The sequence below is a fragment of the Moritella sp. JT01 genome (assembly GCF_001574435.1).
Lineage (GTDB): Bacteria > Pseudomonadota > Gammaproteobacteria > Enterobacterales > Moritellaceae > Moritella.
This window is the reverse complement of record NZ_LOCN01000024.1, coordinates 129,193-149,955: the sequence shown is the minus strand read 5'-3', so window position 1 is coordinate 149,955 and position 20,763 is coordinate 129,193. Positions and strand designations below refer to the sequence as shown.

The 20,763-nt window shown below is 39.3% G+C and carries 15 protein-coding genes; 7 read left to right on the top strand and 8 right to left on the bottom strand.

The genetic code is table 11. From position 1 onward, the window contains the following. The first annotated feature begins 243 nt into the window (after positions 1–243). From AKG98_RS17650 to AKG98_RS17630, 5 genes are read left to right on the top strand one after another with little or no spacing between them, the layout of a single operon-like run. Positions 244–1,368 (top strand): hypothetical protein, encoded by a 1,125-nt coding sequence (locus AKG98_RS17650; RefSeq protein WP_067048957.1) that lies wholly within the window; start codon positions 244–246, stop codon positions 1,366–1,368. Positions 1,369–1,377: 9 nt separating this feature from the next. Continuing rightward, entirely contained in the window at positions 1,378–1,941 is a 564-nt protein-coding gene (locus AKG98_RS17645; protein WP_067048954.1) for a tetratricopeptide repeat protein, read from the top strand. Positions 1,942–1,949: 8 nt separating this feature from the next. After that, positions 1,950–3,764, top strand: coding sequence for a FliG C-terminal domain-containing protein (locus tag AKG98_RS17640; protein WP_067048951.1), 1,815 nt, complete (start codon positions 1,950–1,952; stop codon positions 3,762–3,764). Between the two features lie 3 nt (positions 3,765–3,767). After that, complete coding sequence (locus AKG98_RS17635; RefSeq protein WP_067048948.1) at positions 3,768–4,559, top strand: motility protein A; 792 nt, start codon at positions 3,768–3,770, stop codon at positions 4,557–4,559. After that, positions 4,556–5,221, top strand: a complete 666-nt coding sequence (locus tag AKG98_RS17630) for an OmpA family protein (protein WP_067048945.1) — start codon at positions 4,556–4,558, stop codon at positions 5,219–5,221. The genes AKG98_RS17635 and AKG98_RS17630 overlap by 4 nt, the downstream gene beginning before the upstream one ends. A gap of 331 nt (positions 5,222–5,552) precedes the next feature. On the opposite strand, the gene AKG98_RS17625 is transcribed toward AKG98_RS17630, so the two are convergent. The 8 genes from AKG98_RS17625 to tssH all read right to left on the bottom strand — a co-directional run bounded on the left by AKG98_RS17625 (position 5,553) and on the right by tssH (position 17,840). Then, on the bottom strand, positions 5,553–6,827 hold the full coding sequence (locus AKG98_RS17625) for a DEAD/DEAH box helicase (protein ID WP_067049005.1): 1,275 nt from the start codon (positions 6,825–6,827) through the stop codon (positions 5,553–5,555). Between the two features lie 250 nt (positions 6,828–7,077). Next, a complete protein-coding gene (locus AKG98_RS17620) occupies positions 7,078–9,726 on the bottom strand; it encodes an ExeM/NucH family extracellular endonuclease (RefSeq protein WP_067048943.1) in 2,649 nt (882 codons plus the stop codon). A 392-nt stretch (positions 9,727–10,118) separates the two neighbouring features. Further along, the gene (locus AKG98_RS17615) at positions 10,119–11,072 is read right to left on the bottom strand and encodes a hypothetical protein (protein ID WP_067048940.1); all 954 of its coding nucleotides are present in this window, start codon (positions 11,070–11,072) and stop codon (positions 10,119–10,121) included. Further along, on the bottom strand, positions 11,069–12,217 hold the full coding sequence (locus AKG98_RS17610; protein ID WP_067048937.1) for a hypothetical protein: 1,149 nt from the start codon (positions 12,215–12,217) through the stop codon (positions 11,069–11,071). Before AKG98_RS17610 ends, AKG98_RS17615 begins: the two co-directional genes overlap by 4 nt. 8 nt (positions 12,218–12,225) lie before the next feature. Further along, complete coding sequence (locus tag AKG98_RS17605) at positions 12,226–12,513, bottom strand: PAAR domain-containing protein (protein ID WP_067048934.1); 288 nt, start codon at positions 12,511–12,513, stop codon at positions 12,226–12,228. A 36-nt stretch (positions 12,514–12,549) separates the two neighbouring features. Then, complete coding sequence (locus AKG98_RS17600; protein ID WP_067048931.1) at positions 12,550–14,451, bottom strand: type VI secretion system Vgr family protein; 1,902 nt, start codon at positions 14,449–14,451, stop codon at positions 12,550–12,552. 76 nt (positions 14,452–14,527) lie between these two features. After that, positions 14,528–15,007, bottom strand: coding sequence for a type VI secretion system tube protein Hcp (locus AKG98_RS17595; RefSeq protein ID WP_067048928.1), 480 nt, complete (start codon positions 15,005–15,007; stop codon positions 14,528–14,530). 235 nt (positions 15,008–15,242) lie between these two features. Beyond that, a complete protein-coding gene (gene tssH / locus AKG98_RS17590) occupies positions 15,243–17,840 on the bottom strand; it encodes a type VI secretion system ATPase TssH (protein ID WP_067048925.1) in 2,598 nt (865 codons plus the stop codon). A gap of 389 nt (positions 17,841–18,229) precedes the next feature. Between tssH and AKG98_RS17585 the strand changes: the two genes are divergently transcribed. Together AKG98_RS17585 and AKG98_RS17580 are read left to right on the top strand one after the other, a co-directional pair. Next, positions 18,230–19,522: a serine hydrolase gene (locus AKG98_RS17585; protein ID WP_157534156.1), complete on the top strand. Its 1,293-nt coding sequence runs from the start codon at positions 18,230–18,232 to the stop codon at positions 19,520–19,522. A gap of 291 nt (positions 19,523–19,813) precedes the next feature. Then, positions 19,814–20,716, top strand: a complete 903-nt coding sequence (locus AKG98_RS17580) for a S1/P1 nuclease (RefSeq protein ID WP_067048919.1) — start codon at positions 19,814–19,816, stop codon at positions 20,714–20,716. Positions 20,717–20,763 lie beyond the last annotated feature (47 nt).

Below are 20,763 nucleotides of genomic sequence, written 5' to 3'. Positions count from 1 at the left end.
AAAATTGGTATAAAGCACGATTCATATTAGCCAATGCTATGTATCACCTTGATCGGCCTTATGCCTGAATTAATCAATAAGTTTAATATGATTGAATTTCCTAGGCAGGTGTAATTTACAGCCCCCTCTCCTGATTATTTACACTCCATTACGGTCAGCTTACATATTACTTACAGTTTAAAAATCTGAAAATAGATACACTAATACATTAATATACTTATTAAAATATAAAAAAGGCATTCCATGACACGTTCATTTTTTGATATAAAAAAATCATTCTTTTTATATCTTTTTTCTTTTTGTATAATTTCAATCGCATATATCCCATTCAGCAATTCCGCAGAAATTACCGACAATGACGAACAATCAGAAATAACTCATCAAGCTTTAACGCCATCGAATATTACCCCTAGCCAATCATACCTTGTATTTTTAAATATTTTTGACCGTAAAGATATCTGGGGAGAACTTCCCTGGGAACTTTCTGATCAAAATATTAGAACAGTTGCCCTCTACCATACCGGTGATAGATTACAGCACCAACTAGACAAAACAACATTAAGCTTAATCGAAAATAAATTATCATTAAGCCTTATTGACAACGACATACGAGTTAAAACATGTGTTCAATGCTCTAAAACATATATCACTGTAAAAAATGGCAGTGTGCGTGTGAAACATAGCGCCGAAACAAATAAAGAATTACAAACAATGGCGAAAGACATTCGTGCGAATGCTTTTCTAATGTGGGATGCATCAGTTCATGATGACGTTTACGATCTGCAACTAAAACTTGTTAATGCAAAAACGATGGATGTGATATGGGCTAAAAATATATCTGAAACCGTTGAGATAAATTCGGATATTGGTTTTTCAAAAAAATCAGACTGGGCAGTTACTTTAGGTGTTTGGGGTCTTGAAGCTAAACGATTAAACACAAGCACAGGTAAAGCTACGATTGTAGATAAGTTCACAACAATTGGTGTGCGTAACAATAAATCTTCAGGTTTCACACCTTACCTTGATTACGCAATTATCTTTGATGCGATCACAAACCTTGAAAATAGAGACATTATAAACTTAGCCGGTGTAAACATCGAAGGTCGAATTTTATTATTAATGCCAGATTGGAACCAAAAAATTAAATTCAAACCTTATATCGGTATTGGTCAAATATTATTCAAAAATTACCATGCCGTTGCGTTTAGAGTAGGTACTGAAATTAGCTTCCCCGATAATGGTTCGTTAGAACTAGGCATCATTAGCGTCCCTAAACATAATATCGATGCAGGTTCTAAATCAGGCTATGCATCAGAGATTACATTTGGTGGCATAAGCTTCGATATTACACTTAGCTTCCGTCTCTAAGGACAGAATATGAAACAGATAATTACTTTATGCATGCTTATCACCCTTACCGCATGTAGTGCTAAAAAAGATAATCATGATAATCATGTACAAGCAATTACAGATGCAGCAGGTAACCCATTAGAACTAGGCGTATTATCCCTTCGACATAAGGGAACTTACTACGAATCAAAAGTCGCATTTAACGTACTTGGTAGCGATATTATATTCGAGATCGAAAACGATGAGGAAATAAATGCAGCAGAACTTATCAACAATCAAGACGACCTCGAGCTGTTCGAAGACATATTAGATGAAGAAGAACCAGCATCAGAAGATATAGGTAAGGCATTACGCTTATTATCTGCGGCTCAACAACTTGCTGTAGATAAAGATTACCCAGAGGCTCTTGTTAAAGTCGAAGATGCGATTAAAGCAGCGCCTAGTCTTGCACAAACTCACGCACTTAAAGGTAGCGTGAATTACAGAATGAAAAACTATGCCAATGCAAGAGCCGCATGGAATAAAGCATTAGAACTTGATCCATCATACGAAGATGTTCAGAACGCATTAACTAAAATGGGTGATAAATAAGGATGATTATGACTATTTTTAAATCTTTATTATTAGCTATATTACTTGTGCTCACACCACTGGTTATGGCAAATGAAATTGAATCACTCGAGTTAAGTCAAGGCTTAGAAGAAAGGCTGAATAGAGATATCGAAGCCTATCTCGGTGATGATAGCTTTATACTTTCGATTAGAGCTGAAGTATTAACGACGCCTAGGGCTCAAGATTTAACGAATAATAACGGACAACCTCAAGCCTCACATACCACTCCGGAACAAGTGCAAAGTCCAGAACAGAGTAATCAAACGCCTTCAGCATTAACACCTGAAACTGAAGATGAATTTGACTTACCAGCTTTACCAAGTAATACGCCTAAAGAACTTGCTGTCAACCCAGTAGTAGCGCAGGCAAAAGCTCAAATTGCAGAGATGGAGCAAACAATTACCAAACAAGCTGAGTTACTCGAAAATCAAGTAAAACAAGCCAATCAACCAAGAAGTAAGGACACGTCAGAAAAAAAATTGCGAGTACTTCACACTAAGCTATTAGTGACTAACACGGTTAATAACGAACAAGTTGTATTCCTAAGAAATTTACTTACTGAAAAGTTAAATTACAACCCTTTTAGAGGGGATACATTAACGATCACAGCAACTAATTTTCCAACAACGACTGTTCAAGATCTTGACGATTTAACACAAGCGCCTTGGTATCAAGATTGGATCAATTGGCTAATTATATTATTATCTGTTTTGATTATGCTTCTATTAGTATTATTGTTACGGAATACAAATAAGAAAGAGCCTCGCGAAGAAATAGATAGTACACCACCATCCGCTGAACCATTATTAATGCAACAGCAACAAGATGTACAAGCACTTCGTCAGCGAATTATCAGCTTGAGTTTAGCATCTCCGGACAAAATCCAAACCACCGTAGCTAACATCGCTTTAAACGAGCAAAATATGCCACTGTTAGCAGCTTCATATCAAACATTAGGTCGTTCGATATTCACTTCTATTTTCCCTAATCTTGTGCATGAAATTCCACAATATATAAACTACCTTAAGCAAGAGCAAAAAGATTACCCTGCTTTGATCACTAGTCTAAATGATCTACTACAGTTATTGACTCACATAGAAAATGATGCTGAAGCAGTTACACATAAACCATTTTCTTACCTTCAAAAATTAACCGACAATCAAATATCTTGGTTAATTAAAGAAGAACCACCAAGAATAAAAGCGTTAGTTTTAATACAGCTTGAAGAATTAAAATCAACGGCTGTATTAAAACAATTAAGCCCTACTGAGCGTGCATTAGTTGCAGTTGAAATTGGACAGTTCCATAACTTCCCAGTCGCAACGTTTAACGAGATTGCACAGCGTCTAGCCAAGAAATCACGGCATGTACCAGACTTCGAGCACATCAATGCAGATGGCACTGAGTTGTTACTTGGAATGTTAGATCGTTTACCGCTAAACGAGCAGCAAGCATTATTAACGCAGCTTAAAGAAAACTCCCCAGAAACCTACATAAAAATTCGTGAGAAATTTTATTGCTTTGATGATGTATTGAAGACACCAACGTTAGTACTTGCCGATGCATTGCGTAACCTTGAGCGTAAAATAGTGGCCATTGGTTTGCACTCTTTTGAAGAAGAGCAAATTCAACATGCATTAACAGATCTGCCTGTTAAATTAAAATCAGCGCTGCTATTTGAGATAAAACAACTCGAAGTGCCAGATCAAGAAAGCATAGCTCGAGCGCAACAAGACATTGTTGTAGCAGTAAGACAGTTGCTCAATTCAGGTCGTTTCACTATGAATGATTTAAAGGGATAATAAATGATTTCAATTAGTACTTTCGTAGGCATATTAGGTGCAGTCGGTTTATTCGTTTACGCAATTTTTAAAAGCACTGATAATTACCTGATATTTGTAAGCCTATTCAGTTTACTTATCGTGCTTGGCGGAACTTTTGGTGCCACCTTAATCAGTTACTCGTTTCGTTTGATTTGGGCCGCATTTACCGAAATGATGGTTAATCTGCTTGACGAAAAGAACCAACACAAACAATTAAAGCAACTTGTTAATCGTATTGTCGAATGGAATGATATATATAAAAAGCAAGGTATTACAGCGTTAGAAAATAGTTTGACTGAGAAAGAAAAAAAGGATGATTTCATTATCAATGCAATGGAGTTATTGGGTACAGGTTATAAATCGAAAGTTCTTTCTAGTATGCTTGACGACACGAATGAAAGTGATTTTCAACGTAGAAATGAACACGTAAATGTCATTAATACACTTTCAATATATGCCCCTAGTTTTGGTATGGTTGGTACTTTAATTGGCTTAATTATCATGCTTGATAATATGAGTGGTGATTTGTCTGAATTAGGCAAAGGCCTTGCCATTGCTCTATTAACGACATTGTACGGTACATTGTTAGCACAGCTACTCTTTAAGCCATCTGCAATTCGCATCGCAAGAAGACAGCACCGCATTTTCTTCGAGCGTCAAATTATAACAGCTGGTTTTGAGTTGATAACAGAAAATAAAGATAATTTGTATATTCAAGACAGATTAAACTGTTACCTAGCGCCCAAACATAAAATGACGGAGTTAGGTAAATGAGATTAAAAAGACCTCCGTCTACCTCGCAATTAAACGATCAAGACGATAATGGTTGGTTAGTCACATACAGTGATGCGATCACGTTATTGCTCGCATTCTTTGTTATTCTGGTCAGTGTATCAGAAGTAAATGAAGGTCGTTTACAAGAGCTCGAGCAAGGTATCACATCGATAACCAGCACCACAAAGACCTCTATGCCTTTTAGTGAATTGAAAAAAGACATTACGAGTGTACTTGAAAAAAATAACATGACTGAATTAGTCGATGTCAGTATTGATAAAAAAGGTATCAAGATTGAGTTTTCTAATAAGGCCCTTTATGGCTCTGGTGATGCGGAGATCAAATCACAGATGTTACCTGTGATTGATCAAATTGCTGACGTCATTAATAACTCAAATGTCAAAAACCAGCTGATTGAAATTGAAGGTCATACTGACGACATTCCAATCAATACCCTACTCTACCCATCAAACTGGGAGTTATCGAGCGCTCGAGCCGTTGTAATTGTTAAACGACTTGAGCAACAAGGTGTTGAAAAAAAGGAACTGAAAGCAGTTGCTTATGCTGACTCAAGACCCAAAGTCGAATTAAGTACAACTAAGGATGTACACGCAGCTAGAGCAGCAAACCGTCGCGCTGTCATTTACATTCGTAGGCCTTAAAACCTTCTGAATTAACGCTCATAAGTCATATACCCCAACTCGTTGGGGTATATCTTATTTAAACCAACTCTAGCACCCGAACATTCCTGCTGAAATACAACATACGTAAATCTTAAAGCGAACACCATAGTTAACACAATATGCATGATGGTCTAAGTATGATGTAAGTTAAATATTACTGCTTGAAGTTTTCCATGGGAATTACTGAAACATTTAACACGATAGAACCAGTGGAAAAACCAAGTGAATCTGAAAGGCCGTTGAAGTGTTGTAAAGTAGATGCCGTTGCGCGACACCTACTCTTATATACTAGATTTAGCTTCTGCGTAGGTTAATTATTTCTCAACCAGATATCTGCATTTACTGGTGCTGTATTTTTACGTTTTTTCTTACCACTGCCTTCAGGTGGAGCCATCGGTATATATGCTTCGATAGTTTCATCTACTTCAAAACCCGCTACTTGTTCACGCTCGAGTCGGATCTTGTTCTTCTTTTCGATGACGCTGAAATGATGATAATCTTCATGGTCGATAAGCGATAATGCTAAGCCCACTTCACCAGCACGGCCACTTCGACCAATACGGTGCATGTAGTCAGATGGACTTCTTGGTAAGTCAAAGTTGATCACCACTGGTAGTTTTTCGATATCTAAACCACGGGCTGCGATATCAGTTGCAATCAGCACTTGAATTTCGCCAGATTTAAATCCGTCAAGCGTACGAATACGAGCGCCTTGCGCTTTATCGCCATGAAACACTTGTGATGTAATGCCACGCTTAGCAAGTTTGTCTGCTAAGTGATTACAGCTGTGTTTAGCATTAACGAAAATAAGCACTTGTCGCCATTGATTTTCATTGATCAAATGCGCTAGAACGGCTGTTTTTTCACCTTGGTTAACAGTAAAAACACGCTGAACTAAGGTACTTGCATCCGCACTTTGCAATTGAATTTCAATTGGGTCGTTAAGCAAAGTTTGCGTTAAAGTCTGTACTTTTTCAGGGAAGGTCGCTGAAAATAATAAAATTTGCTTTTTCTTTGGCAACAAAGCTAACAGTGAAGATAACTCCTCTGTAAAGCCTAAACTTAACATACGATCGGCTTCATCTAGCACTAAGGTTTTAACCATATCTAGCTTAATAGCATTACTTGAAATCAAATCGAGTAATCGACCAGGTGTTGCAACTAAAATATCAGTGCCGCCGCGTAATGCGAGCATTTGCGTATTCACTGATACACCACCAAAAACAGCAACCGTTTTAATCGCGCCGTTAAAATGCACTGCATAAGATTTAATGCTGTCAGCAACTTGCTTAGCGAGTTCACGGGTAGGTACCAAAATCAGTCCTGTAACATAGTTACCTTTACTGCTTGTACTACCCGATTGCTTTTCTATATGTAAGTGCTGCAGCATAGGTAATGCAAAAGCGGCTGTTTTACCCGAACCGGTATTTGCCCCTGCAATTAAGTCACGTCCCGCTAATACACTTGGGATAGCTTGTGCTTGAATAGGCGTTGGCTGCTGGTATTCCAGCTCAGTTAATCGCGCTAACAAAGGTGAAATAAGGCCAAGTTCGGTAAAGTTTGCTGGTGCTGTGACAGTTGTCATTAATATATAAAGCTCAGAAATAAGATAATAGCCGACTATTTTAGCGTATTTATGCCCTATTAAGTTAGTGAAATCGATCAAACCTTGCGGTAATGTCATTTAATCTTACTTTTTAATACTTAATACCCTATATTTCCCTGCAAAAACGGTAGTGGAGCCATCGACATGTCGCTTACCTGTGAATGGGTAAATACAGATCAAAATAATGAGGTTATACCCAATGATTCAACAGGTATAACCTCGTCTTTGATTATCTGTTCATCTTAATATATCGTTGACCGAAGCGTCGAAACAAAGCAAAACCAGTTAAGAAACCAAGTGATAATAAGCCAGTAGAGCCGCCATACCATTCTTCTTCGTCATCATCGTTACTTGTTGTGTCATCAGTACCAGACGGTGGCGTTGGTTGGTCAGGTTGGTCAGGTTGGTCAGGTTGGTCAGGTTGGTCAGCATCGCCTAATACATCCAAAATAACAATAGCGGGTTCATGATCTGACGATCTAAATAAATCAGGGTACTTAGCTAAGTCTGCAGTATATTTTGACGAATACTCAAACAACTTTGATTCTGATGCATTGATATGCCACACATTTGCATCGACCACTTTTGATGCAGTTTCACTGTCTACTAAAATATAATCGAGTGTACCGACAGTGTCGTTATAAATATAACTGTACGCGGCAGGATGCTGTTCACTGATCACATTAACAAACCCAAATGAATCAGAGATAGCGTTTGGATTACTTCCCGCCATTGGTTCGTCACCTATGTATGTCATACGTGCAGGCATCACGCTGTGGTTTTCGGGCATGGTTGTTAACACAAGTAGCGGGTCTTCTTGCCCATAAGCATTAAGATCACCAATGATCAGCTTATTACCCGCAATTAACGCCATTTCATTACCCAAATGTTGAGCCGCTGAAACACGTAAGTGCTCACAAGAACCTTGTAAGCCAACATCTTCGCCATTCTGAATAGCAACATCTTCCCAACACGTAGACCCCTTAGATTTGAAATGATTAACAGAGACAGTGACCAACTCTTCTGAGTCATTAACCTTAAACGTTGGCGTTATCGCATCGCGTTGATAGTTGTCACCATTTTCTTTACCCGTTTGACCTGCATGTTGCTCAGGCATCTTAATGATTCGGTAAGTATCAAGCGTCACCATCGAAGGTTTGTAAATCACTTGATTAGCAATGGCATCACTACCAATAAAACCCGCACTATCAGGGCTTGTGACAAATGCATATTGCTCAACGTCTGGTAATAATGAATTCACTTTATCAACCAAATAAGCGACTGCAGAACTATCACCGAAACCATTATTTTCGATTTCCATTAAACCAATAATATCTGCATCTAAAGCCAAAATAGCAGCCGCGATCTTATCGCCTTGTAATTCAAATTCGGCATAAGTCGTAGCGCCACGATTCGTCCCAGTGGGGTTCGCAGCTCCGTCAAAAGGAGAATTAAAGTAGTTTAAAACATTGAAAGTGGCGATGCGTAGTCCCTCGCCTGTAACATCAGGACGAGATAATCGAGGGTTCGCATGAATAAAAGTAAATTCGTCAGCTTGGTTAGTAATATAAAGTCTAAAATCACCGTAAGAATAGCCTAGCACACCTTCTAACCCGTTAACTAAGTCACCATTACGTATATAGTCGTTTGTGGTACCCGTTCCATCATCTTGACCGAATGTTGGATACCATAGAGGGGCACCGTTGGGCGCTTTAATCATGGTTTCCACGATAATGCGTCTATCTTCGTTATCATCACGTTGCGAGTTTGCACCTGCAGAAGCGGGAATATTCAATTGATTGGGGTGCAGGTTAAGGCCAGACTTGGCTATCACCATGTTGTTACGAAATGGGCCATAGTCAAAGCCATAAGTACGTGCAACATACATATCTGCTTGTTGGTCAATATTAACGAACATGCCTTCATGTCTTTCTAATGTAAAATCAAAATCACCATCGTCACTTGCTGCCCTTACATTTGTTACAGGTATCGTGCCATTACCAATCACGTCTACATTTGTTGCTTGTACCTTAGTCCAGCCGTAATCCTCTTTGACTTTACCAGTAACCGCAACCTTATCTCCGATAGATAGACCCGTTATAAAACCTGAGACATAAATACCATCAGATGTTGTCACATCATTATCGCCCAGTTCATCTTGAATAAAGAACCCTTGTGGTAAATCATTACCTAAAGCATTAACTTGAATGGCCGTGACAATACCTTCAATTAGGAACGTTTCGTCTGAGATGTATTTTTCAGTTGTAGGGTCTGTATAGGGAGAGGACCAACCATTTCCCTGAAGTGCCATAATTGTCGATTCGATAATAGTATCAGGTTCCCCGCCATTATCAGAACCGCCACCAGATGAGTCTAACGAACCTAAGCCATCGCTATTATTCTTTGCCTTAACAAGCCAATCTGATTCCTTGTATATAGTAGCTGCAATGCGACTTTGTCTTACTAAGGTAACGTCTTTACCAAAGTTTTGATCGCCCATTACACCGATGATATCGTGTACCTCACCGTTCAATAATAACGCGATAGGATCATCACCATTAAAGCTAATCACGTTAGTATCAGTCATGTCCGCATTAGACAAAATATCGGCGTTAGCATCGCTATGAGCCAACACAAACACATCGCCCGCGCCAATAGCGATGCCATCTAACGGCAAACGGTTACCCCATTCATTATTGCCGTTCGCAGACTTTGCTAATTCATAGCCGATTAACGTAACAAGTTCATTACCTGTATTCGCTATTTCAATGGCTTTATTAAACGAACTCCCTTCAATATATTCAGAAATTAAAATATCAGCATGTGCCGTCAACGAGAAAATAGCACTCGCAGACAAATATAGTATTGTTTTCTTCATCTAAACATTCCTTTGTAAAAGTATATTAGTCGGTATCAATCCGTTAAATACCAATGTTTTAAAATACTAATTAGGAATAGTGACAATTAAGTTACAACTTTAATAAACTATAAGCATACTTATTAAAAAACACTGAAATTACTATATATTTACTACTTTAGTACCAGCAATTCTGTCATGAAGGCAGCGTTTTTGTTTTCCAAAAATCAAAATTAAGCCAATAGATACACTCAACTTCAGTTATTTAATTGCATACCGCATAGTTAACCCTCCTATCAATCGATAGAGGGCTTTGCATCGTGATTCCATTCATGAAAATAAGTCCATTTAATCTTTTCAATAATAAGGTGTCTTACTGCCGGTAATTAATCTGTTACACCAGCGATAAATACTCAGTCACACCAGCGATAAATCGCAGCGCCAACATAAGGCAACGACGACGTATCAATTTGTAGGCTAGTTCCCTGCCAGATATGCTGTTTATAATGATGATAACTGAGTAAAAAATGTAATAAGCTATAGCAAGCGCCAATATCGCCTTGCGTAATTTGTGGCGTTAAAAACTGAGTATTGGCATCGTAAAGCCCTGAAATAGCACAGAGTGTATTGTGCCCGACTTGATCTAAGCTTTCATCTCCGGAATGACACAGCGACAAATACTGTACAGGTTGAGTTTGTTTAGCGACAAGATCCGCAATAATTGCAATTAGGCCACTTGGAGCATGTCGATCAATCACCACATCCATACCACAACCTAACACCTCTATACCCTGTGACAGCCGAGACAACACAATAAAGACAGCCCCTTCTGAAGCAGGTAATACAACAGAGCCATAATCACTGAACTTGCTAATAAACTTTAACAAGCCTTGCTCTGTCGCCCAACTGTCTACTGCACCAATCACCACCTGTTCCATACCTGCACTGAGTAATACGTCCGCTTGGCGCAATGCCTGATAAAACCCCGCACTTCCCAGCAAGTAATAATGACTATTAGGGTGCCTTGTCCACGCAGGTAAAATATCAATCACAGAATCAATCAAGTGATTCTGCATCTGGCTAAATTTAGCATCGACATAAGGCAGCACCATCAATACCGGGGCATCTTGACTTAATTCAATTAAATTCGAGTTTGCTAACGCAGCGTTAATCAATATTTGCCATCGGTCAATACGGTTATCAGCCAATTCTGATTGAGTAAACGCGACTTGTTTAACGGGCTTAAATTGCGCGTATGCAGCAAGCTCTGTTAAGGCTATATCCGGTGTTAGCCCAGTCAAAACAGAATCGATTGAATTAGGATGACAACCAAACTCACCGGCATAATCGACTACCGTAAATTTCATAGCATACCTCCGATATTAAACCCACGCGCATCCGTTAAACGATGTTCAGCCTTCATGCACCAATAGTGATAAGCAGCAACCTCGCATTGCGAAATGTTTCCTTGCTGCCAGATAAAGTCTATATTTGATTCATTAATTGGTTTACCCGCCAATATACGCTCTGGGAATTCATCGCGGTGTAATATCCACCAATCACTCAATGACTGTTTCAACGCCACCAGCAAGTCTACTTTAGATTCAGGTTCGTACTCGCCATATAATTTAGCAGGTAGTTGCGCCTCAAAGTCAGCCCCTAACAAGGTATGCAAAGCAGCAAAAGCAGCGTGACTTAAAAAACCAGCGGTTAACATTTGGATCAACCAAGGAATGAATTGCTTATATCCGCTAAATGCCATGAGTGATAATACAAATTTGGCATTGTCGTTATGGGCAGACAATTCATTGATTACCACACCCACCAAACGGCTATCGGCTTGAACAACATATTGTTTCAATAAAGATTTGTCTGCTAATAACACGCTGCTTAATACAGGCAAGTTCACAGGAAACGTACCTCGACATAAGCTCAAGGCTAATAACTTTTTACTGTTTGGTTCTGTCGTTTCTGCGTCTAAAAAGTGACTAGACCAGATATGCGATGCTTTGCCCAAATGTTGGTTAATAAAATGAATACAGGGCTTAATATTATCGACATGAAGAAAATTGAATTGATCGCTAATGACAGGTGTTGCAGTGGCTATAACACATAACAATTCTTGTGTTAACAAACTCTGCGGTGTTGATGATTGCTTTGCTGTGGCTTCCAGTGTAATAAGCGCAGCAATTAACGCAGCACCATTATGACGTTGAGACCACCATTGCAGACAAACCTTATCGCTACCATTAATCGCAGTGCGATGTTTGACGAGTTCCACTAACTCGGTGACAGTTTGTGCTAATAATAAATCAAGCCAAGTGGGTTTATCTATATCTAAAGTTGGTAATGCATCACGTTGTTGCGTTAATAAATAAAACCAACCTGCGGCTTGCTGGTCAAGTTGCTTGAGTTGTAAATGCGTTGACCAGCAATTGTCAAAGCAACGTTCACGCTGTTGAAAGTAGGTTTCAACCTGGCCAATCAGCGAAAGTAGAGACTGTACATCCATATCAATCCCTAACCTATTAACACGGTTGGTACACCTGCAACAATTTTTCCACCATGTGCAGCGGCATCCCCCATTCGAGCAGCAGGTTTACCATTAATGAGTACCGTCGCAGATCCCTTCACAATCGTGTCTGGTGGTCCACAACATACCATTTTATCACCCAACCTTGCCGCAGGGAGCCCTCCAATCAGCACAGTAGGCGAACCGACGATCACAGGACCGCCGATATGAGGCACACGACTAGTTGACGCAGGGCATACATGAAAACTCGTCATTGTTGCAGCTGGCATTCCCATAAAAATCCTTTTCTAAAACCAGATAATAAAATAAGTTTAATTAATTTTAACGACAGAGCCTTTCACGACAACCATTGCCCCTTCGATATTAGTTGCAGTGCCTTTAACTTTGACATTTGTCCCTGATATTTCGATATTAACGCCAGAAAGCTTTATCGTTCCGTCACTTTTCATTAATAAGCTAGCCGCACCCACTTCAAGCTTAATCTCCGTTGCAGCCTTAAGTTTAAGTATATTGCCAACATCGAGCGTATCGTTATTAGCGATCTGACTATTACGGTCGTTATTGACGGTTTGCGTTTGATCATTGGTCACTGTCAATGTGTCATTATTGGTGACCGTTGTTGTTCGGTCATTACCTACAGTGTCGGTCTGATTATTAACGACAACTAATTGATGATCCTTCTCGGCACGCAAGCCTAACAATTCACTGCCGATTTTGTCTTCGAAAATCAGTTCGTTACAGTTTGCATTACCGTTAGTTGTTGTTGAGTGAGTCCGAATACCACTTTGAGTTTTGTTGGCCGGTAAAGGATTCACGGGCATTTGATCGCCATTATAAATAGCACCAATAACAATAGGCTGTGAAGCATCACCATCTAAGAATGATACTAATACCTCTTGCCCTACACGGGGATAAAAGAATGCGCCCCAGTTTTTACCCGCCCAATTTTGAGAAACTCGGATCCAACAAGAGCTGTTCTCGTCTGATGTACCTAGCCTATCCCAATAAAATTTAACTTTAATGCGTCCGTAAGAATCAACATATATCTCGTCCGACGCAGCCCCCGTTACAATGGCCGTTTGCACACCACGAATGATTGGTTTATTTATATTTATAATCGGCTGATAGTTTGGCGTATTTTCAACACAACAAAAATTAGAATTGATCTCCATACCATTTTTTGAATTAACATCAAGCTGCGAGCCTTGACTCGCCATAAAATGGTTGCGTGTAATAAGGAATTCAGGCCCCACAAGGCTTTGTGTTGCGTGCTTAGAAAAAGCAATCACCTTACCACTTTCAATCGTCACATAATTTGAGTTGGCTTTAAAAATAGCTTTGTTTGATTGTAATTGTTCTAAGTGTGTTGCTGAAAATGAATTTGATGCGGCTAAATTTTTATGCCCAGAAACATATTCAAAATGTTCTAAATTATCTTGCCCTGTAAACTCAGCATTAACTGAACTACCGTCAATATTCATTAAGGGCTGTTCAAAGTTAATAGCTCTTAAGCTCACCTTACCGGGTTTAACTGCGGCCAATGACGACCAAGTGGAGACGTAAGCATGAGAAATAATTTCATCTGATTGTAGCAAAGGACTTTCGGCACAGTTCACATGTGAAGTCGTTGAATTTGCTAATATAACGGAATTAGACCCACTGCTTTGCTTAAAGTAAAAATATATACCTTCCTGAGCAAATAATCGAGTCAAAAGTTGATAATCAGTTTCATGATACTGAACGCAGTATTCATAGGGCTTAAATGTAGTACCTGCATTGTTAACAAACTGAATATTATGCTCAGGAAATATTAATGACGCAATATCGATAACGGAGAGGTCTTGAAAGATACGGCAATTACTTCGCATAGTTGCTAACCAAAGCTGCGGTGAAATAATTAAGGTATAACGGTAATATTTACTGGTATTATTCAGTGCTTCATAAGATTGCCCCTGAGAACTGATACTTGTTACAAGACCATTAAAATTTCTTGTGTAGTTGCCAGAAGAATCTTTAACAGCAAGTTCAATGGTTACCGATTGACCCAGTAGCGCTTGGTAATCCAGCTCACTATTTGTGGTATACACCGAGGCATTAATTTCGTACAAAGCAGATATGCTTTCTTGCATTGATACGGCCGTAATATGTAAGGCGTCACCACCCAATGGTGTGGTGATTTTCATCATTGAATGTTGTTGAGTAGCCGCTGCCATTTTATTTCCTAACTGAACAAGTGTAACGAAACAGTTGGGCAACTGTTTAAGTCACCCAACTGTGAAACCAGCAAACTTACATTTGTTGGCCAGTTACACCGCTGTAACCATATACAAGTGGTGCTTGTACATTGTTCTGATCATCAGTCGGCGTTACAGTCATCATCATTTCTGTATAACTAATTGTAATCGTTTCTAAAGGACGGTCACCTTGAACAGAAACTTGGTAGCCGCTGATCATTGCATCTGTAAGTTCAATTTTCATGATCTCTTCGATGCCTTTACCCTGCTTAGTAATGTGGAAGATTGCACTTTTACCTTTACCAATTGTCGATTCTTTAAATAGCTCAGGTGACGCTTTATCCTGTAATTTTGTAATCGTTACATCATTAAGCTTTGCAGAACTTGCTTCACGATCTTGCGCAGTACCAGTATAAGAACTTAATACACGAGTTGTACCGAAGTCTAACGATAATACTGTGATTAAATCTGGGAATTCTTTAGCAGTAGATTCACCAGCAATCCCTTCATAATTTAAATACGTATTTGCTTGCATTTTATCATCCTTTTAAATTGCTTAAATAAGCTTTTCATTACAATAGTTTTATCAATAAAACCATCTCTAAAATATATTTCAAATTACCAGTTAGTTTACTTAACACTATAATAAATAAACAAATCTGCGCTTCAACAGCTGATTACATTATCTAAATTACCACTCTGTAATACAAGTTTTCCAAGTATGCTTTCACCCTATAAAAAGAATGGTTTTCTATCTCATACTTTTCGTTCTAAATGAGCGTGATAATGAATTTTTCTTCATTCGTAATAACGTTTATTTGACTAAATTCAACCTGTTTAGTCATTGCTTCCAATACTTGTACTGATATTTCGGGTAACAAGGTATTTTGTAGATAGTTATGGATTGTACGGGCACCTGATGCCACGTCATGACAACGACTGACAATTTGAGTAATTACTTCATTATCAACTGTAAAATCAGCATTGTGATTACGACGAATTCGCGCAGCCAAACGATTTATTTGTAATTGAGCAATCGTACTTAACATGTCATCCGTTAACGGCACAAACGGAATTATGTTTGCACGTCCCAAGAACGCGGGTTTAAATACCGCAGTTAGATCTGCTTTAATACAATCAGCCAAGCTCTCTAATTCAGGGGCAGTGTCTGGATCGGCAAACAAGCTTGTTATCGTGTCAGTACCTACATTGGATGTCATGATAATGATGGTATTTTTAAAATCTATATCTCGCCCTTCACCATCCTTAACACAGCCTTTATCAAAGATTTGATAAAAAATATCTTGCACGCCAGGTGCTGCTTTATCCATTTCATCGAGTAACACCACACTGTAAGGATTACGGCGAACAGCTTCGGTTAATACGCCGCCCTCACCAAAACCGACATAGCCGGGAGGTGAACCAAGAAGCAGTGATACTTTATGCTCTTCTTTATATTCAGACATATTAATCGTGATAATATTCTCTTCACTGCCATAAACCTGCTCGGCAAGTGTGAGCGCGGTTTCAGTTTTACCGACACCACTTGGACCCGTTAACATGAAAATACCATTGGGTTTACTTTCATCACTGAGTTGCGCACGCGAGATTTGCACTGTTTTAGCAATCATATCAATCGCATGGTCTTGACCGATAACACGTGACTTCATCTCATCGCTTAGGTTGAGCACGGTTTCCAGTTCATCTTGTGCCATTTTACCTAATGGGATACCTGTCCAGTCAGAAATGACTTCACAAATGACTTGTTCATCAACCTGCCAGTAGACCATGGTATTTTTAGCTTGGTGTAATTGTGCTTTTAACGCTTTAAGTCGAGTATATTTTTCTTCTTCTGCGCCATTTTCATGAATATCTGCAATTTGTTGTTGAATAGCTTTTACTAATTCTGATTGCGCTTGCCAAGCCTGTTTCTCAATCGCTAAATTATCTTTTATACCAGTAAGGTTCGTTTGTAACATGCTAATTGTGTCACTGTGATCATCGCCAGATAACTGTTCACGCTCAAGCAGTTTAATTTCAGCTTCAAGCTGCGCTTGCTGACGTTGTAAATCTTCAACTAAACCCGGAGTTGCCGCTTGGCTAATTGCAACGCGAGCACAAGCGGTATCCAATAAGGCCACTGCTTTGTCCGGTAATTGACGGCCGTTTATATAACGTTTAGATAAGGTCACGGCAGCTTGGAGGGCGTCGGCAGTAATAACAACATCATGATGTTGTTCCATGACAGGTAAAAGACCACGTAACATAGTGACAGCTGTTGGAACAGAAGGCTCTTCGATCTTAACAACTTGGAAACGACGCGTTAATGCAGGATCTTTTTCGAAATACTTTTTGTATTCAGCCCAAGTTGTTGCAGCGATAGTACGTAACTCACCACGAGCTAGCGCAGGTTTGAGGATATTTGCTGCGTCATTTTGACCTGCCGCGCCACCAGCACCAATCATGGTATGTGCTTCATCAATGAATAAGATGATCGGGTTTGCAGATTGTTTTACTTCATTTAATACCGCTTTAAGGCGGTTTTCAAACTCACCTTTCATCCCTGCACCCGCTTGCAAAAGCGCAAGATCAAGTTCACGTAATTGAACATGCTGCAGACTTTCTGGGACATCTTTCGCTGCGATACGTTGCGCAAGCCCTTCAACAACCGCGGTTTTACCCACACCGGCATCACCGGTTAATATTGGGTTGTTTTGACGGCGACGCGTTAGAATATCGACCATTTGTCTTATTTCTGGGTCACGCCCTAAAATAGGGTCCATCTTGCCGCTACGGGCTTTTTGCGTTAAATCAACCGTAAATTGGTCTAACGACGGTGTTTTACTGTTTGTTGCTACGCCCGCATTAGACACACCAACAAGGCTGTTTTGCTCTGTCGATTTTTCGGTGATGATAGACCAATTATCACGAATTAAGGCTGCTGATAATCGTTCAAATTGGCGAACATGACGAGACAACATCGCATTAATACTGTCGTCACTAAGCAGTGTATAAAGAATAATACCGGAACGGATCTGCTGTTCGTCAAACTCAATGGTCGCATTTAACCAAGCTTGTCTTAACAAGGTAATGATATGCGGAGAGAGGCTTGGCGCTGCGCTATTCCCGGTTTTTTGTCGTTCTAATGATAAATTAAGTTCATTGATAAGCACTTGTACATCGATGCCCTGCAGCTGACAGATTATCCCTATATCATCTTGTTTGTTTTCGACCAGCTGTAATAGCCAGTGTTCTATCTCAACCGTAAATTGACTGCGTGAATGACAAAGTCCCGCAGCACCTTCTAGTGCCTTTTTCCCGCTTTGGTTTAATTTATCCACTAGGTGTTTTAACGACATCGTTGACATGTAAAATCCTTTTAATTCATCAAATTAACACATCAATGGTATGAACTTTAGGTCTAATCAACAATCGGCTAGAGGTATGAAAAAAGGTTGAAAAACATCGTCTAAACAAGTTAAAGTAATACAAGTGAAAAATTTCACTTCATCATTAAAAAGAGCATTATTTTCATCTGTTCTTGCTTGTTAAGGAGTTATAAATCAAACACGCCATTAGGAATAAAAAACGTTATTTTTCTTCGGTTTTCAATACCTCGCTGCTTTCTGTGTGTTTGCTGACATTTACGTGCGCAGCTCAAACTAACGCCGATGCGCCCAAAAATATTGAAAACAATCTAAAAAACATTTTTAAGATTGTTGGTGAACCAGACGCAAGTATCTCTATAATTGACAGTATGAATAAAACAAATTTACCAGGCCTTAGTGTGGCGGTAATTCATAAAGGAAAAATCGATTGGGCAAAAGGTTATGGTATTGCGAATACAACATCGAAGGTTAACACTGACACTCTATTCCAAGCAGCATCAATCAGCAAACCAATTGCCGCCCTAGCCGCTCTGAAATTGGTTGAACAAGGGAAGTTGAAACTAGATGTAGATGTCAATCAATACCTAAAAGGTTGGAACGTTGAAGGAAGCCAACTGACCAAAGAAAACCCCGTCACACTACGCCACTTACTTACTCATAATGCAGGCCTTAGCGTTCCGGGTTTTCCAGGGTACGCAACTGGTAGTAAACTTCCAAGTACAATTGATATTCTTAGTGGTAAGGGAAACACTCACAAAGTTGAAGTTAATCAACTACCAGGAAAAAATTGGCGATATTCTGGAGGTGGCTATACTGTCATCCAAAAAATAGTCGAAGACATTACAGGGCTTTCTTTTTCAGAATATGCCGATAATCAAATTCTTAAGCCAATGGGGATGACAAGTAGTACATTCAAGCATGTATTGCCTATGATGTTAAAGCAGCGTGCAAGTGCAGCTTATGACCAGAATGGAAAAATGTACCCCGCGATTTATAATGATTACCCAGAGAAGGCTGCAGCCGGCCTATGGACTACACCATCAGATTTAGCTTTATATGTCATGCATATGCAATCAATAATAGCGGGGAAAACCGATGGGATATTAAAGAAATCGACAGTAGAGTCTATTTTTATCAAGCATCAAGGTGATTGGGGACTCGGTCCATCTATAAGACAGGTTAACAACCAAATTATCTTTGGTCACGACGGTAAAAATCTTGGTTTTACTAATGACTTTAACGCTTTCGTAAATGAAGGTGAAGGCATCATAGTGATGAGTAATGGAGACAGTGGTAGTTTAACGAATATGAAGGTTATGATGGCCATCTCCAAATATTATGAAATGGGCATGTATAAACGAAAGTCCATTGATGTATTCTATGTTCCTCTTGATAAACTTAAAGAGTTTACAGGAAAGTATAAAATGTCCACTAATATTGGTTATTCTGGAGACTACATTGTAGACATTAGAGTTATCGATGAAAAATTACAATTTAAGGCACCTGATGAAGAAAAATTTTCACGTTTATACCCTGTTGAGGAAACAAAATTCATTGAGGTAGAGTCCAAGTTTAACCCATACGTTTTCCATAAAGATGACGTTGGTAGAGTTATTGGCATAACGGTAGCGGATAAGTTTAAATTTGAGAAGATAAGCTAAGGTGTACTAGCTTAGGCTTAATCTGAGCTAGTACACATCAGATTCTAGTTGATTAAGCCTATAAGTATCTCTTCATCAAAATACATAATCTCTCTTGTACTGATCTGGTTGAACTCTTGTCCTTCCCCTTCTTCAATTCCTACATTCAAAATCTACTGTAAAGATGCTTCAAGACCAAACGGCACAAAATTCAACCTTTAATAAAAAAGATTACAAGATATTATTTGACGTACCTCGCATAAGAATGCCTAATCGGTGCCTATCTTATTGAACGATAAAATAGAGACGAACGTGAAGAATAAAAATCTGATTGCATCATCTGTTGTACTATTGGCCCTACTCCCACAGGCTGCAAACGCATGGAACTACCAAGGACATGTAACCGTTGCAGAAATTGCTTACCAGAATCTATCTGACACAGCACGCGCACACGTTGACGTGTTAGCAGAAAAAGCATATCGCTCAATGCCTCAAGAGATCAAAAACAAAATGGATACTTTTGAAGGTGCAAGTCAATTTGCAAAACTCGCTATGGTGCCGGATTTGATTCGTAAGGTTCCTGCAGAAAACATTTGGGAATCGATGGGCGAACAAATACCTGCATCATTAAATCAGTGGGATGAAAAAACCACGGGTGCTTGGCATTATATTAACCAAGCGTATCCAGCAAGCAGTAAATGTAATTTTATTCACATTCCAAATGTGGAAGTCGTATCTAAAAGCTTATTTGATAGCTTCAAAGTAAATCATCAAGCTGCAAGCATGATGTTCATTAGCCACCTTGTTGGCGATTCACACCAACCAATGCACTCTATTAGCAGCGACATTTCCGCTAACAGCTGTAATAGTGACCTAGGTGCGAATAAGTATACGCTTAATATTCCACAACGCGATCTCCACCATTTATGGGACAGTGGTATGGGTTTCCTTGACACACTTTATAATATCCATGATGTGGCTGTAACACTACAGCAAACGCACCCTAAAAAGTCGTTTGAACTAGGTACTACTGGTAATATCAATCAGTGGGTACAAGAAAGTTATAAAATGGCTGACTTCGGATACAGTGTGAAGAAAGACACAACACCAAGTGCTGCATACTATAAGCAAGGCACTAAAGACGTTAAACAGCGTTTATCCCAAGCCGGTTATCGTTTAGCTGATGAAATAAATTCGGCATACCCAACCAAGTAACCTCAAGTCTGATACCGCCTAAAGCGAGTCACTTTAGACTCGTTTTA